This is a genomic window from Roseateles sp. NT4 (genome assembly GCF_051857475.1).
GTDB lineage: Bacteria > Pseudomonadota > Gammaproteobacteria > Burkholderiales > Burkholderiaceae_C > Pelomonas.
The window spans coordinates 1098424-1111814 of record NZ_JBPZGZ010000002.1; the positions used below are offsets into that span (position 1 = coordinate 1098424).

Below are 13391 nucleotides of genomic sequence, written 5' to 3' on the forward strand. Positions count from 1 at the left end.
GCAACGGCGCCGCAAGACCTGGCAGCCGGCAACTGGAGGGATCCCATGCTTGCAAAGTTCAAGTCCCTGCGCGCGCAGCTCGTCACGCTCGCTGTGGGCGCCATGATGCTGGGCCTGCTGGCCCTGGCGGTCGCCAACTACCTGACGGCGCGCAGCCAGGTGCTGGGCGACCTGCAGAAGAACACCCTGGGCCTCGCCCAGGCCCAGGCCCAGGCGATCTCGGACTGGGCCGCGTCCAAGGCGGCCGTCGTGAAATCCACCATGCCGGTGGCCGCGGTGCCCGAGGGCGATGCGGTCAAGTTCCTCGTGCAGGCGCACGACTCCGGCGGCTTCGACAACAGCTACGTCGCCTTCGCCGACAAGCGCATCCTCTTCAATGCGCCCCAGACCCTGCCCGAGGGCTATGACCCGACCGGCCGGCCCTGGTATCTGCTGGCCGCCGGCGCCAGCGGCGCGGTGCTGACCTCGCCCTACAAGGACGCCGCGACCCAGCGCATGGTGGTGACCTTCGCCGTCGCGGTGAAGGAGGGCGGCAAGGCGACGGCCGTGGCAGCGGGCGACGTCTTCCTCGACAACGTCGTCAACATCGTCAAGTCCATCCGGCCGACGCCGAGCAGCTTTGCCTTCCTGACCGACAAGGACGGCAATTTCATCGCCCACCCCGACCTCAAGCGCGGTGGCACGCCGGCCAAGGATGCAGTGGCCGGCCTGACGGCGGAGCGGCTGCACCAGCTGGCCGGCGGCGCCAAGCTGGAGTCCGCCGACATCGACGGCGTCAGCCATGAGCTGCTGGCCACCGAGGTCAAGGGCACCGACTGGGTGCTGGTCATCGCCTTGAACAAGTCCGAAGCCCTGGCCGGCCTGCGCGGCCTGGCGATCAGCTCCCTGCTGGCGGCGGTGGTCGTGCTGGTGCTGGCGGGCCTGGCCATCGGTGGCCTGGTGGCTGCACGGCTGAAGCGGCTGGCGCAGCTGAACGAGGTCATGCAGGACATTGCCTCCGGCGACGGCGACCTGACGCGGCGCGTCAGCACGGCCGGCGAGGACGAGCTGGCCGAGATCGCCGGCAGCTTCAACACCTTCGTCGACAAGCTCAGCGGCGTGCTGCGCGAGATCCGCGACAGCAGCGAGTCGGTGCGCACGGCCTCGCAGGAGATCGCCGTCGGCAACCAGGACCTGTCGGCCCGCACCGAGCAGACCGCCAGCAGCCTGGAGCAGACCTCCAGTTCCACCGAGCAGCTGACCGACACGGTCAAGCTCAACGCGGAGCGTGCGCAACAGGCCAACCAGCTGGTGGTGGCGGCGTCGATGGTGGCGCAGCGCGGCGGCGACGTGGTGTCGCGAGTCGTGACGACCATGCAGGAGATCAGCAGCAGCTCCAGCCGCATCGCCGACATCATCGGCGTCATCGACGGCATCGCCTTCCAGACCAACATCCTGGCCCTGAATGCTGCGGTGGAAGCGGCGCGGGCCGGCGAGCAGGGCCGCGGCTTTGCCGTGGTGGCCTCGGAGGTGCGCTCGCTGGCGCAGCGCTCGGCCGATGCGGCCAAGGAGATCAAGACGCTGATCTCGGCGTCGGTGGAGCGTGTGGAGAGTGGTTCGCGCCTGGTGGCCGACGCCGGCGCGACGATGACCGAGATCGTCACCTCGGTCGGTCAGGTCACCGGCATCATGCAGGAGATCGCCGCCGCCAGCAGCGAGCAGAGCGGCAGCATCAGCGAGGTCAGCACGGCCGTCGGCCATCTGGACTCGCTGACGCAGCAGAACGCCGCCCTCGTCGAGGAATCTGCGGCCGCCGCGGAGGCGCTCAAGCAGCAGGCCGAGCGCCTCGCGGCAGCGGTGAGTGCGTTCCGGCTGGCGGGCTGAGACCCGGAGGGCCTCAGTGGCCCAGCCAGCGGCCGATCAAGGCCAGAGCGACGAGGCTGCCGCTGGCAAAGACAAACCAGCCGAAGCCGCGCTGAGCGGTGCGTGCGACTTGCTTCATCTTGTCGTTCTCCTTCAGGCGTGAATGTCGAAACGGTCCAGGTTCATGACCTTGTTCCAGGCGGCGACGAAGTCCTTGACGAACTTCTGCTTGGCGTCGGCACTGGCATAGACCTCGGCATAGGCGCGCAGCACCGAGTTGCTGCCGAAGATCAGGTCGGCGCGCGTGCCGGTGGCCTTGACGGCACCGGTCTTGCGGTCGCGTCCCTCGAAGACCTCGGTCGTCGCGTCGGTCGGCTTCCAGACCGTGCCCATGTCCAGCAGCTTGACGAAGAAGTCATTGCTCAGCGTGCCGGGCTTGTCAGTGAACTGGCCGTGCTTGCTGCCGTCGGTGTTGGCGCCGAGCACGCGCAGGCCGCCGACGAGGACGGTCAGCTCGGGGGCGGTCAGCGTCAGCAGCTGGGCGCGGTCGATCAGCAGGGCCTCGGTGGAGGCGCCCAGATTGCCCTTGCTGTAGTTGCGGAAGCCGTCGGCCAGGGGCTCGAGCGGGGCAAAGGATTCGACGTCGGTCTGGGCCTGGGTCGCATCGACGCGGCCCGGCGTGAAGGGCACTTCGACGGCCACGCCGGCCGCCTTGGCGGCCTGCTCGACGCCGACGACGCCGGCCAGCACGATGACATCGGCCAGCGACGCCTTGCCTGAGGCCTTCTGGATCTCGGCCAACCGGGCCACGGCCTGGGCGACCGGCTGGTTGACGGCCCAGTCCTTCTGCGGCGCGAGAGCGATGCGGGCGCCATTGGCCCCGCCGCGCTTGTCGCCACCGCGGAAGGTCGAGGCCGAGGCCCAGGCCACCGAGACCAGCTCGCCAACGGACAGGCCCGAGGCGGCGATCTTCGCCTTCAGGTCGGCGATGTCGCCGGGCGTGGGGTGATGGATGGCGGCCGGCAGCGGGTCCTGCCAGATCAGGTCTTCCTGGGGCACTTCGGGGCCGAGGTAGCGCGCCTTGGGGCCCATGTCGCGGTGGGTCAGCTTGAACCAGGCGCGGGCGAAGGCATTGGCGAAGGCCTGTGGGTCGTCGCGGAAGCGCTGCGAGATCTTGCCGAACTCGGGGTCGAAGCGCAGCGTGAGGTCCGTCGTCAGCATGGTGGGCTTGTGGAACTTGCCCGGGATGTGCGCGTCGGGGATGTCCTCGGGCGCGTTCTTGGCCACCCATTGCTTGGCGCCGGCGGGTGAGGTCATCGGCTCCCACTCGAACTTGAACAGGTTGTCGAAGAAGTGGTTGCTCCACTGCGCCGGCGTCTGGGTCCAGGTGACTTCCAGGCCGCTGGAGATGGTGTCCTTGCCATGGCCGCCGCCGAAGCCGCTGGTCCAGCCCAGGCCCTGCGATTCGATGCTGGCGCCCTCGGGTTCGGCGGTCTTGTGGTGCTCGGGTGCGGCGCCGTGGGCCTTGCCGAAGGTGTGGCCGCCGGCGATCAGCGCGACGGTCTCTTCGTCGTCCATGGCCATGCGGCCGAAGGTGGCGCGGATGTCCTTGGCTGCGGCCAGGTAGTCGCCGCTGGCGTTGGGGCCTTCGGGGTTCACGTAGATCAAACCCATATGAGTCGCGCCGACGCTGGCAATCAGGCTGCGCTCGCCCTCGAAGCGCTTGTCGTCGGCCAACCATTTCGTCTCGGCGCCCCAGGCGACGTCCATGTCCGGTTCCCAGACGTCCTCACGGCCGCCGGCGAAACCGAAGGTGCGAAAGCCCATGGACTCCAGGGCCACATTGCCGGCAAGGATGAAGAGGTCGGCCCAGGAGATGGCCTGGCCGTACTTCTGCTTGATGGGCCACAGCAGGCGGCGGCTCTTGTCGATGTTGACGTTGTCGGGCCAGGAGTTCAGCGGCGCGAAGCGCTGCTGGCCGCGCCCGCCGCCGCCGCGGCCGTCGGTGGTGCGGTAGGTGCCGGCGGCGTGCCAGGCCATGCGCACCATCTGCGGGCCGTAGTGGCCGAAGTCGGCGGGCCACCAGTCCTGGCTGTCGGTCATCAGCTGGACCAGGTCGGCCTTGAGCGCTGCGTAGTCGAGCTTGGCAAAGGCCTCTGCGTAGTTGAAGTCCTCACCCAGTGGGTCGGACTTGCTCGAATGCTGGTTCAGCAGGTCGACGCGGAGCTGTTGGGGCCACCAATCGCGGTTGCTGGTGCCGCTGCCGGCGGCGTGGTGGAAGGGGCACTTGCCCGCGGTGGTGTCTCCGGCTTGCGTCATGTCAGCTCCTTTGGGGGTCAGGGAAGGAGAAGCTTAGTGACGGCTATTCGGTCCGTGGGTTGAATAGACCTAAGCTACCGATAGCCAAAATTGAGTGGCGCTCTACACACCCAGGCGCGTCAACTCGCTCTCCACCTGCGCCAGCCACACGCGCAGGCGCTGGCGCTCCAGCAGGCCCAGCTTGGCGCCTTCGCTGCTGGTGGCGTTGCGGGCCGACCAGAAGCTCGCGTCGGCTGCGTCGATCTTGCGCAGCACGGCGTCCTGCAGATGCTTGAGCGGCATGGTGCGGGCGCCCAGCGCCAGCGCGCGCTCGAGTTGGCCGGAGCGCTCCAACTGCGAGAAGTCGTCGCCGCGCAACTGGTTCAGCACCAGCACATAGCGCAGGCGGTCGCCGAAGCGGTCGAGCAGGCGGGCCAGCAGGTCCACCGAATCGCGTCCGGCGTCCATCACATGCCAGTACTGCACGGCCACGCCGGACTCGGCGGCCAGGTCCAGCACGCCGGATTCATCCATCCAGCGCGCCAGCGGCGCATGCGTCTGCGCGGCCAGGTCCACCAGCACGCGCCGGCCCGGCTCGGCCAGGGCGCTCTCGACGATGGCGTCCAGCGCCTCGAAGCTGTCGACCAGCGCGGCCGAGGCGTAGTCGGCATAGAAGCGCAGCAGCGCGCCGTGCGAGCGGTCGGTGTCAAAGCCCGTGAACGGGATGCCCTTGTCGATGAAGTACTGCGCCAGCAGGCGCGACAGCAGCGACTTGCCCACGCCGCCTTTTTCACCGCCGACGAAGTGGATGGCACCGGCCGTGGTGTCGACAGGAGGGTGGCTCATGGCGGGAGGCGCGCGGGGGCGCGAGGGTGAGGACCCGTGCAGTAGAACATTGTGCGGCGCAGCATTGCCACCGCAGCGCTTACTGGGACAGCCGGGCTACGCCTTCGAGCTGGCAGGCGTAGATGGCGTTGCGCAGGGCCGCGATGGCTTCGTAGCGCGTGAAGCTGCGCCGCCAGGCCAGCACGACGCGACGCGTCGGGATGGGATCGCTGAAGGGCACGAAGCGCAGATGCGGCGTCGGGTCGCGCGGCACCGACAGCTGGGGGACGACGGTCACGCCCATGCCCGAGGCCACCATGTGCTTGATGGTTTCCAGTGACGAGCCCTCGAAGCTGCGGCGTATGCCCTCGGCGTCGCTGCTGAAGCGGGCGAACTCGGGGCAGACCTCCAGCACATGGTCGCGGAAGCAGTGGCCGGTGCCCAGCAGCAGCATGGTCTCGCGCTTGAGCTCCTCGGCCGAGATGGTCTCGCGCGTGGCCAGCGGGTGCACGGCCGGCAGGGCGACGACGAAGGGCTCGTCGTAGAGCTGAGCCGTGGCCAGGCCCGCCTCGGGAAAGGGCTCGGCCATGATGGCGCAGTCCAGTTCGCCGGTGCGCAGCATGTCCAGCAGCTTGACCGTGAAGTTCTCCTGCAGCATCAGCGGCATCTGCGGGTACTGCTCGATGGTGTGCTTGACCAGCTCGGGCAGCAGATAGGGGCCGATGGTGTAGATGATCCCGAGGCGCAGGGCGCCGGCCAGCGGGTCCTTGCCGCGCTTGGCGATCTCCTTGATGGCGCCGGCCTGGTCCAGCACCGACTGGGCCTGTCGCACGATCTCCTCGCCCAGCAGCGTCACCGACACCTCGCTGCCGCCCCGCTCGAAGATCTTCAGGTCGAGTTCTTCCTCCAGCTTCTTGATGGCGACCGACAGCGTCGGCTGCGACACGAAGCAGGCCTCCGCCGCGCGGCCGAAATGACGCTCGCGGGCAACCGCGACGATGTAGCGCAACTCTGTGAGGGTCATAGGCCCGAACGCTACACTGCGGCCGCCTCGGGGGGTGCCCCAGGGTTTTCCAGGAGACGCCAGCCATGACAGACCGCAAGCCCATGACCCTGCCGCGCCTGGCGCAGATGCACGCCAGCGGCGAGAAGATCGCCATGCTGACCTGCTATGACGCGGCCTTTGCCAGCCTGCTGGACGAAGCCGGCGTGGACATCCTGCTGATTGGGGACTCCCTCGGCAATGTGCTGCAGGGCCGCGGCTCCACGGCCCCGGTCAGCCTGGAGGACATGGTCTATCACACCTTCTGCGTGTCGCGCGGCCACAAATGGGCCTGGATCATTGCCGACCTGCCCTTCGACAGCTATCACGTCAGCAAGGAAGAGGCCTGGAAGAGCGCCGCGGCCCTGGTCAAGGCCGGCGCCCACATGGTCAAGCTCGAAGGCGGCGGCTGGACGGCCGAGACCGTGCGCTTCCTGAGCGAGCGCGGCATCCCGGTCTGCGTGCACCTGGGATTCACGCCGCAGACGGTCAACGCCCTGGGTGGTTTCAAGGTGCAGGGCCGCGACGAGGAAAGCGCCGCCCGCATGAAGCGCGAGTCCTGGGAGGCCGTCGAGGCCGGCGCCGCCATGCTGCTCTACGAGATGGTGCCGGCAGCGCTGGCTGCCGAGATCACGGCCGAGTCGCCCGTGCCCGTCATCGGCATCGGCGCCGGCGTGGGCACCTCGGGCCAGGTGCTGGTGCTGCACGACATGCTCAACATCACGCCCGGCCGCAAGCCGCGCTTCGTCAAGGACTTCATGACCGGCAAGGACTCGGTGCTGGCCGCGGTGAAGGGCTATGTCGAAGAAGTGAAGGCCAAGACCTTCCCGGTGAACGAAGTGCACGGGTTCTGAAATGAAACTGCCCCTCGCCCAATCTCGCCACGCTGAACGCGGGCGAGCCTGGTCGGTCCCCCGAGGGGACGGCGATGCTCGCGGCATCGAGCCGCAAGCACATCGCCAGCGCGGGCCGGCTCGGGAGCGGCCCAGCGCTCGGCCCGCAATACCGGAAAACTGATATGCAAGTGATCCACACCATCCCCGAACTGCGCGAAGCCCTGGCCCTCCACCGCCAGCGCGGCTTCGTGCCCACCATGGGCAATCTGCATGAGGGTCATCTGCAGCTGGTGCGTCAGGCGCGTGAGCTGGTCGGCCCGGCCGGCGCCGTGGTGTCCAGCATCTTCGTGAACCGGCTGCAGTTCGCGCCCCACGAAGACTTCGACACCTATCCGCGCACGCTGGAGCGCGACTGCCAGCTGCTGGAAGGCGCGGGCTGCGACATCGTCTTCGCGCCCAGCGAGAAGGAGCTCTACCCCGAGCCCCAGGGCTACAAGGTCAGCCCGCCGACCGAGCTGGCCGACGTCCTCGAAGGCCATTTCCGCCCCGGCTTCTTCACGGGCGTCTGCACCGTCGTGCACAAGCTCTTCAACATCGTGCAGCCGACGCTGGCCGTGTTCGGCAAGAAGGACTACCAGCAGCTGATGGTGCTGCGCCGCATGACGGCGCAGATGGCACTGCCCATAGCGATCCACGGCGGTGAGACGCGCCGCAGCGCCGAGGGCCTGGCGCTTTCGTCGCGCAACGGCTATCTGAGCGAAGCCGAGAAGGTGGAGGCGCTGCGCCTGTCGCGCACGCTGAAGGCACTCATCGCCCGCTGGCAGGCCGGCGAGCGCGACTTGGCGGCCATCGAGGCCGATGCCATGCAAGCGATGCGTGATGCCGGCTGGGCGCCGGACTATCTGACGCTGCGTCGCCAGCACGACCTCGGGGCCGCCGTCGAAGGCCAGCCCCTGGTCGCTCTGGGCGCCGCGCGGCTCGGGACCACGCGGCTGATCGACAACCTCGAGGTCAGTTGACCGCGGTCAGCTCGACGTCGAAGACCAAGGCGGCGTTCGGCGGCACCGCGCCTCCCGCACCCGCGCTGCCATAGGCCATCGCGGCCGGGATGGTGATGGTGCGCTTGCCACCGACCTTCATGCCCGCGATGCCCTGGTCGAAGCCCGGGATCACCGCGCCGGTGCCGAGCGTGAAGGTGAATGGCGACTTGCCGACCGAGGTGTCGAACTGCGTGCCCTTGCTGTCGGCCGTTGCGCGCACGTCGAAGAGATAGCCGGTGTAGTTCACCGACACGGTCTTGGTCGCGTCGGCTTGCGCGCCGCTGCCCACTGCGGTGTCCGTGACCTTCAGCGCGGTCACGGTATTCCAGCCCATGGCGTTGGCGTTGGCGCCGTTGTCACCGCGGCTGCACGCCGCGAGACCGAGGCTGGCGCTCAGGGCGAGCAGGAGGGCGGAGCGGCGCAAAAGCAGCAGGGGCATCGACAACCTCGTGATCAGTTGATGGCGGTCAGCTCGATGTCGAAGACCAGGGCGGCGCCGCCGGGGATGCTGCCCTGGCCCAGGTTGCCATAGGCCAGGCTGGCCGGGATGGTGATGGTGCGCTTGCCGCCGACACGCATGCCCTGGATGCCCTGGTCAAAGCCGGTGATGACGCTGCCTGCGGTGCCGCCAGTGCCGAGCTTGACCTGCAGGCCCGTCTTGCCGACGTTGCTGTCGAACTGGGTGCCCTTGGTGTTGGCAACGCGCTTGTCGTAGATGTAGCCGGTGTAGGTCACGGTCGCGGTCTTGCCCGCGTCAGCCGAGGCGCCGGCACCCATGAGGGTGTCCTGCTTTGCCAGTGCGGTGACGGTCGTCCAGCTGTTCGGGTCCACGGCGACCAGTTCGATGTCGAAGACCAGCGCGGCATTGGGCGGCACAGCCGTGCCAGAGCCGGTGCTGCCGTAAGCCATGGCGGCGGGCACGGTCACGGTGCGCTTTCCGCCCACCTTCATGCCCTGCGTGCCCTGATCAAAACCAGAGATGACGGCGTTGGCGCCGATGACGAAGGGATAAGGCGTGCCACCGACGTTGGTGTCGATCTTGGTGCCCTTGGTGTCGGCGACACGCACGTCATACACATAGCCGGTATAGGTCACCTGCACGGGTTTGCCGGTGTCGGCCGAGGCGCCGGTGCCGACGGTGTTGTCCGTCGTCTTCAACGTGGTCACTGCAGCCCAGCCGTTCGGGTCGCTGTTGGCGGGCGTGCCGGAGCTGCCGCCACCACCGCCACAGGCGGTGAGACCAAGGCTGGCGCTCAGGGCGAGCAGAAGGGCGAGGCGGCGGGTGCGAAGCAGGGACATGGGGAATACGACCAAAGGGTGGAACAAAGCGCCGCTCGTGGCGGCGGCGCGGACTATAGCCAGCACAGGTAAAGGCTTGTAAGCAGAGTCAACATGACGCGAAGCCTGGCGTTGATCCCATCGAATAGACCGTCACCGGAGAAGTCCATGCGCCTGCCCACCCGATTCTTGAGCCTCGTCCTTGCCCTGGGCACGGCAGCCGCGCTGAGCGCCTGCGGTGGCGGCGTCGAGATCGATGTCGGCGGGGGTGGTGGAGGTGGGGGCGGCGGCGGTGGCACGCAGTACCCGCGCCCCAATCCCAACCCCAATCCGCCCACGCTGTCCTGCAGCGCGGCGGGCCTGGCCGCGTCGGCCGCGAGCAAATGGGGCACGGTCTGCATGCTGACCAGCAGCGGCGAGATCGTCGTTGAGCTCTACGACACCTACTCGCCGCAGACGGTCGCCAACTTCTACAAATACGTGTCCGCGGGCTTCTACACGAACACGCTGATCCACCGCGTCGACCGCGACTTCGTCATCCAGGGCGGTGGCTACACCAGCGGCATGTTCACCAAGACGCCGCTGTACGCACCCATCAAGCTGGAGAGCAACAACGGGCTGTCCAATCTGCGCGGCACCATCGCCATGGCCCGCCGCAGCGATGCCGATTCGGCGACCAGCCAGTTCTTCTTCAACGTCAACGACAACACCAGCCTGGACTACCAGAGCCCGGCCAACCCGGGCTATGCCGTGTTCGGCCGCATCATCTCCGGGCTGAACACCATGGATGCCATCAATGTCGTGCCGACCTACACCTACAGCCCGACCGACATCCAGCCGCGCACCGAGGTGCTGGTGTATTGGGCACAGAGGCTGAAATAACGGAAGTGAGCCCCTCGTCCAAGGAGTACCTTGGCCGATCCCCCGAGGGGATGGCGATGTTTGCCGGATCGACCGGCAAGCACATCACCTGAGCAGGCCGGCTAGGGAGCGGCCCGGCGCTCGCCCCGCAAGAAGGCACGACGGCCGGGTGATGAGGTGCCACCCATCTTGGCGGCTCGCCATTCGTCAGCGCGGCTCGCCGTTCGTCCTTTGACGCCGGCGGGCTTGGCGCGGTCTCGCCAACATGGCTTCCATCGCAACCTTGATGGAGAAGACGCCATGATCCGCAAGACCTCCTGGACCGGCCTGTTCGCCGCCGCCGTCGGCATCGCCACCGCCCTGTGGGTGAGCCACAGCCAGGCCGCGACGGTCGAATATCGCGATCTGCGCGTGGACGTCGTCGGCCAGGGCCGGCCGGTGCTGATGATCCCGGGTCTGAACAGCGCTGCGTCCACCTGGACCGAAACCTGCGCCGCCCTGCAGCCCGGCGTGCAATGCCATATCGTGCAGCTGCCCGGCTTTGCGGGTGCCCCGGCCGTCGCGACGGACAACTTCCTGAACGGCATGCGGGACCGCCTGCTGGCCTATGTCGACGACCGCAAGCTCGACAAGCCCATCGTCATGGGCCACAGCCTGGGCGGCGTGCTGGCCCTGCAGATGGCCGCCGAGAGACCCGGCCGCATCGAGCGCCTGGTCATCGTCGATTCCCTGCCGTTCCTGGCCGGCATCCGTGGCATGACGCCCGAGGCCGCGCGGGGCATGGTCGCCGGCATGCGCCAGCAGATGCTGGCCGGCAACAAGGAACAGTGGGAAGCCGGCGTGCGCCAGGGTGCGGGCGGCATGAGCCGCAGCCCGGCCAATGCCGAGCGCATCGTCGCTTGGGGCCTGGCCAGCGACCGCAACACCACGGCGCAGGCCATGTCCGAGCTGTGGGGCGAGGACCTGCGTCCCCTGCTGCCCAAGATCACCGCGCCGACCCTGGTGCTGGGCGCCTGGGCCGCCTTCGAGCCCATGGGCTCGACGCTGGACAGCACCAAGAAGATCTTCGAGACCCAATACGCCGGCCTGAACGGCGCCCGGGTGGCCATGAGCCAGCGCGGCTACCACTTCCTCATGTGGGACGATGCCGACTGGCTGGTCGGCGAGGTCAAGGGCTTCCTGGCTTTTGCCAAGTAAAAGCACAGGACAGCGGAGGCCCATGAACATGCGCAGGCGCAGCGTCATCCAGGCGCTGGTGTGGAGTGGCTATGCCGGCCTCTCGATGGCGATGATCGCCAGCTTCGGCGCGCTGAGCGGCTCCCTGACCTTCGTCATGATCTTCGTCGCCGCCGGGCTGTGGGCCTGCAGCGAAGCCCTGCGCGCCCTGGCCCTGCGCCGCGGCTGGCTGGACCTGCCGGTCCACAGCCTGCTGCTGCGGCTGTTCCTGCTGCCGCCGCTGTTCGCCTTCGGGCTGCAGGTCCTGACCTATCTCGTCAACTGGGCGGGCCTGTCGCTGGGCCTGCTGGAGTTCCCGCCCGGCATGCCGCGCGGCGGCGTGGTGATGGTGAGCTACACCATGAACACCAGCGTGCTGCTGTGGCTGTGGCTGGCGGTCTGGATGGGGGTGCAGATGCTCAATCGCTGGCGATCCGGCGAGATCGCCAAGTGGCAGGCCGAGACCGCCGCGCGCGAGCTGGAGCTGCAGGTGCTGCGCGCCCAGATCAACCCGCATTTCCTGTTCAACGCGCTGAACAACCTGCGCGCCCTCATCAACGAAGACCCGGCCCGCGCCCGCGAGATGCTGAGCCGCCTGTCCAACACCCTGCGCCACACGCTGCAGCACAGCGCCAAGGAGCGGGTGCCCCTGGCCGATGAGCTGGCCGTCGTGCGCGATTACGTGGCGCTTGAGCAGCTCCACCACGAGGAGAGGCTGCGCGTGGATTGGCAGGTCGACCCGGCAACGGACGGCGCCAGCGTGCCGCCCATGCTGCTGCAGCTGCTGGTGGAGAACGCCATCAAGCATGGCATCGCGCGCACCGCCGGCGGCGGTGTTGTCGACATTGGCCTGAAGCGCGATGGTGCGCGGCTCGCCGTGGCGGTCAGCAATCCCGGGCAATGGGCGCCGGGCTCGTCGGACGGTACCGGCCTGGGCCTGGCCCATCTGCGCGAGCGACTGGCGCGTGCCGGCGGCGATGGGGCCGACTGCCGCATCGCCGCGGCGGATGGCCGCGTGACGGTCACGGTGGAGCTGGCGGCATGAGCGCCGCGCCGGGCCGTCCCAAGCAAGCTCGCTCCCGCTTGGCGGGACAGCGCGTAGCGCGAAGGGTGCATCAGTGAGGATCTATATCGTCGAAGACTCGCGCCTGGCCCGCCAGGAGCTGCGCACCCTGCTCGCAGCCATCCCCGACGCCGACATCGTCGGCGAGGCCGCCGAACTGGCGCCGGCGCGCGAAGCCATCGACACGCTGCAGCCTGAACTGCTGCTGCTTGATGTCGAACTGCCTGGCGCCACCGGCTTCGATCTGCTGGACCAGCTGGAGCACCTGCCCCTCGTCGTCTTCACGACGGCCTACGACCAGCATGCCCTGGCCGCCTTCGAGCGCAATGCGCTGGACTATCTGCTCAAGCCCATCGACCCGCTGCGTCTGGAGGCGGCACTGGCCAAGGCGCGCGAGCGGCTGCGGCCGACACCGGTCGTTGCGGTGGCGCCGGGGGCCTTCAAGGGCGCCGACGACATGGTCTTCCTGCGCGATGGCGAGCGCTGCTGGTTCGTGCGCCTGGGCGACATCGCCGGCTTCGAGTCCTGCGGCAACTACGCCCAGGCCTGGTTCGACGGCCAGCGCCCGCTGATCAACCGCACGCTGACCAGCCTGGAGGAGAAGCTGGACCCCCAGCTCTTCTTCCGCGCCAGCCGCAGCCATCTGATCAATCTGCGCTGGATCCAGGGCATCGAGCCCTGGAGCAACGACGGCTATCGGGTGCTGCTGCGTGACGGCCACCAGGTCGAAGTGTCGCGGCGCCAGGCCAAGCTGCTGCGGGAGAAGCTGGAGCTGTAGCGCCATCGGTCTGTTGTGCAGCCTGTCCCCGGCGATCTGCAGTCCGTCGTTCAATGCGTGACCGCGTCGAGGGCGTCGGGAAGGATGAGGGCTTCTTCACACCTGACCCTGAGAACTCGAATGTTCCGTCTCGCTTCCTTTGTCGCCGCTTCGATCACCGCCGCCCTGCTCAGCGCCTGCGTCTTCGCGCCGCCCTCCAACACGCCGGCCGACACCAACGCCGTCGCGCGCATGAGCGAGCATGCCGTCTCCGCCTGCGGTGCCGGCAATGTCAAGGAGGTGAATGCGAAGAGCTTCACTTGCAAGTGAAGCC

Annotated in this window: 13 protein-coding genes; 8 read left to right on the forward strand and 5 right to left on the reverse strand. The window is 68.3% G+C overall.

The genetic code is table 11. The features are described 5' to 3' along the window. Positions 1–45 precede the first annotated feature (45 nt). Positions 46–1863, forward strand: a complete 1818-nt coding sequence (locus tag ACS5PN_RS14805; protein WP_439464734.1) for a methyl-accepting chemotaxis protein — start codon at positions 46–48, stop codon at positions 1861–1863. A gap of 132 nt (positions 1864–1995) precedes the next feature. On the opposite strand, the gene katG is transcribed toward ACS5PN_RS14805, so the two are convergent. The 3 genes from katG to ACS5PN_RS14820 all read right to left on the reverse strand — a co-directional run bounded on the left by katG (position 1996) and on the right by ACS5PN_RS14820 (position 5989). After that, the gene (gene katG / locus ACS5PN_RS14810; protein WP_439464735.1) at positions 1996–4161 is read right to left on the reverse strand and encodes a catalase/peroxidase HPI; all 2166 of its coding nucleotides are present in this window, start codon (positions 4159–4161) and stop codon (positions 1996–1998) included. A gap of 102 nt (positions 4162–4263) precedes the next feature. Then, the gene (locus ACS5PN_RS14815) at positions 4264–4986 is read right to left on the reverse strand and encodes a mobilization protein (RefSeq protein WP_439464736.1); all 723 of its coding nucleotides are present in this window, start codon (positions 4984–4986) and stop codon (positions 4264–4266) included. A 79-nt stretch (positions 4987–5065) separates the two neighbouring features. After that, positions 5066–5989: a hydrogen peroxide-inducible genes activator gene (locus ACS5PN_RS14820; RefSeq protein ID WP_439464737.1), complete on the reverse strand. Its 924-nt coding sequence runs from the start codon at positions 5987–5989 to the stop codon at positions 5066–5068. Positions 5990–6054: 65 nt separating this feature from the next. Here ACS5PN_RS14820 and panB point away from each other — a divergent pair, with 65 nt between their 5' ends. Together panB and panC are read left to right on the forward strand one after the other, a co-directional pair. Then, the gene (panB, locus tag ACS5PN_RS14825; RefSeq protein WP_439464738.1) at positions 6055–6861 is read left to right on the forward strand and encodes a 3-methyl-2-oxobutanoate hydroxymethyltransferase; all 807 of its coding nucleotides are present in this window, start codon (positions 6055–6057) and stop codon (positions 6859–6861) included. A gap of 164 nt (positions 6862–7025) precedes the next feature. Next, positions 7026–7862 carry a pantoate--beta-alanine ligase gene (gene panC, locus ACS5PN_RS14830; protein ID WP_439464739.1) on the forward strand — a complete coding sequence of 279 codons (837 nt, stop codon included), beginning with the start codon at positions 7026–7028 and terminating at the stop codon, positions 7860–7862. On the opposite strand, the gene ACS5PN_RS14835 is transcribed toward panC, so the two are convergent. Together ACS5PN_RS14835 and ACS5PN_RS14840 are read right to left on the reverse strand one after the other, a co-directional pair. Then, entirely contained in the window at positions 7855–8322 is a 468-nt protein-coding gene (locus ACS5PN_RS14835) for an FKBP-type peptidyl-prolyl cis-trans isomerase (RefSeq protein ID WP_439464740.1), read from the reverse strand. The two genes, panC and ACS5PN_RS14835, sit on opposite strands and share 8 nt — an antisense overlap. A 14-nt stretch (positions 8323–8336) precedes the next feature. Further along, complete coding sequence (locus tag ACS5PN_RS14840) at positions 8337–9182, reverse strand: FKBP-type peptidyl-prolyl cis-trans isomerase (RefSeq protein WP_439464741.1); 846 nt, start codon at positions 9180–9182, stop codon at positions 8337–8339. A 147-nt stretch (positions 9183–9329) separates the two neighbouring features. Between ACS5PN_RS14840 and ACS5PN_RS14845 the strand changes: the two genes are divergently transcribed. The 5 genes from ACS5PN_RS14845 (at position 9330) to ACS5PN_RS14865 (ending at position 13387) form a co-directional block, all read left to right on the forward strand. Continuing rightward, the gene (locus tag ACS5PN_RS14845) at positions 9330–10043 is read left to right on the forward strand and encodes a peptidylprolyl isomerase (protein ID WP_439464742.1); all 714 of its coding nucleotides are present in this window, start codon (positions 9330–9332) and stop codon (positions 10041–10043) included. A gap of 279 nt (positions 10044–10322) precedes the next feature. Next, a complete protein-coding gene (locus tag ACS5PN_RS14850; RefSeq protein ID WP_439464743.1) occupies positions 10323–11219 on the forward strand; it encodes an alpha/beta fold hydrolase in 897 nt (298 codons plus the stop codon). A gap of 22 nt (positions 11220–11241) precedes the next feature. Beyond that, positions 11242–12282: a sensor histidine kinase gene (locus ACS5PN_RS14855; RefSeq protein ID WP_439464744.1), complete on the forward strand. Its 1041-nt coding sequence runs from the start codon at positions 11242–11244 to the stop codon at positions 12280–12282. Positions 12283–12355: 73 nt separating this feature from the next. Continuing rightward, the gene (locus ACS5PN_RS14860; protein WP_439464745.1) at positions 12356–13078 is read left to right on the forward strand and encodes a LytR/AlgR family response regulator transcription factor; all 723 of its coding nucleotides are present in this window, start codon (positions 12356–12358) and stop codon (positions 13076–13078) included. Between the two features lie 120 nt (positions 13079–13198). Beyond that, positions 13199–13387, forward strand: a complete 189-nt coding sequence (locus tag ACS5PN_RS14865; RefSeq protein WP_439464746.1) for a hypothetical protein — start codon at positions 13199–13201, stop codon at positions 13385–13387. Positions 13388–13391: the final 4 nt, after the last annotated feature.

Coding starts and splice junctions, on each gene's coding strand:
- ACS5PN_RS14850 (WP_439464743.1), top strand. CDS start 10,323: ATGATCCGCAAGACCTCCTGGACCGGCCTGTTCGCCGCCGCCGTCGGC.
- ACS5PN_RS14815 (WP_439464736.1), bottom strand. CDS start 4,986: ATGAGCCACCCTCCTGTCGACACCACGGCCGGTGCCATCCACTTCGTC.
- ACS5PN_RS14820 (WP_439464737.1), bottom strand. CDS start 5,989: ATGACCCTCACAGAGTTGCGCTACATCGTCGCGGTTGCCCGCGAGCGT.
- ACS5PN_RS14845 (WP_439464742.1), top strand. CDS start 9,330: ATGCGCCTGCCCACCCGATTCTTGAGCCTCGTCCTTGCCCTGGGCACG.
- katG (WP_439464735.1), bottom strand. CDS start 4,161: ATGACGCAAGCCGGAGACACCACCGCGGGCAAGTGCCCCTTCCACCAC.
- panB (WP_439464738.1), top strand. CDS start 6,055: ATGACAGACCGCAAGCCCATGACCCTGCCGCGCCTGGCGCAGATGCAC.
- ACS5PN_RS14855 (WP_439464744.1), top strand. CDS start 11,242: ATGAACATGCGCAGGCGCAGCGTCATCCAGGCGCTGGTGTGGAGTGGC.
- panC (WP_439464739.1), top strand. CDS start 7,026: ATGCAAGTGATCCACACCATCCCCGAACTGCGCGAAGCCCTGGCCCTC.
- ACS5PN_RS14805 (WP_439464734.1), top strand. CDS start 46: ATGCTTGCAAAGTTCAAGTCCCTGCGCGCGCAGCTCGTCACGCTCGCT.
- ACS5PN_RS14835 (WP_439464740.1), bottom strand. CDS start 8,322: ATGCCCCTGCTGCTTTTGCGCCGCTCCGCCCTCCTGCTCGCCCTGAGC.
- ACS5PN_RS14865 (WP_439464746.1), top strand. CDS start 13,199: ATGTTCCGTCTCGCTTCCTTTGTCGCCGCTTCGATCACCGCCGCCCTG.
- ACS5PN_RS14840 (WP_439464741.1), bottom strand. CDS start 9,182: ATGTCCCTGCTTCGCACCCGCCGCCTCGCCCTTCTGCTCGCCCTGAGC.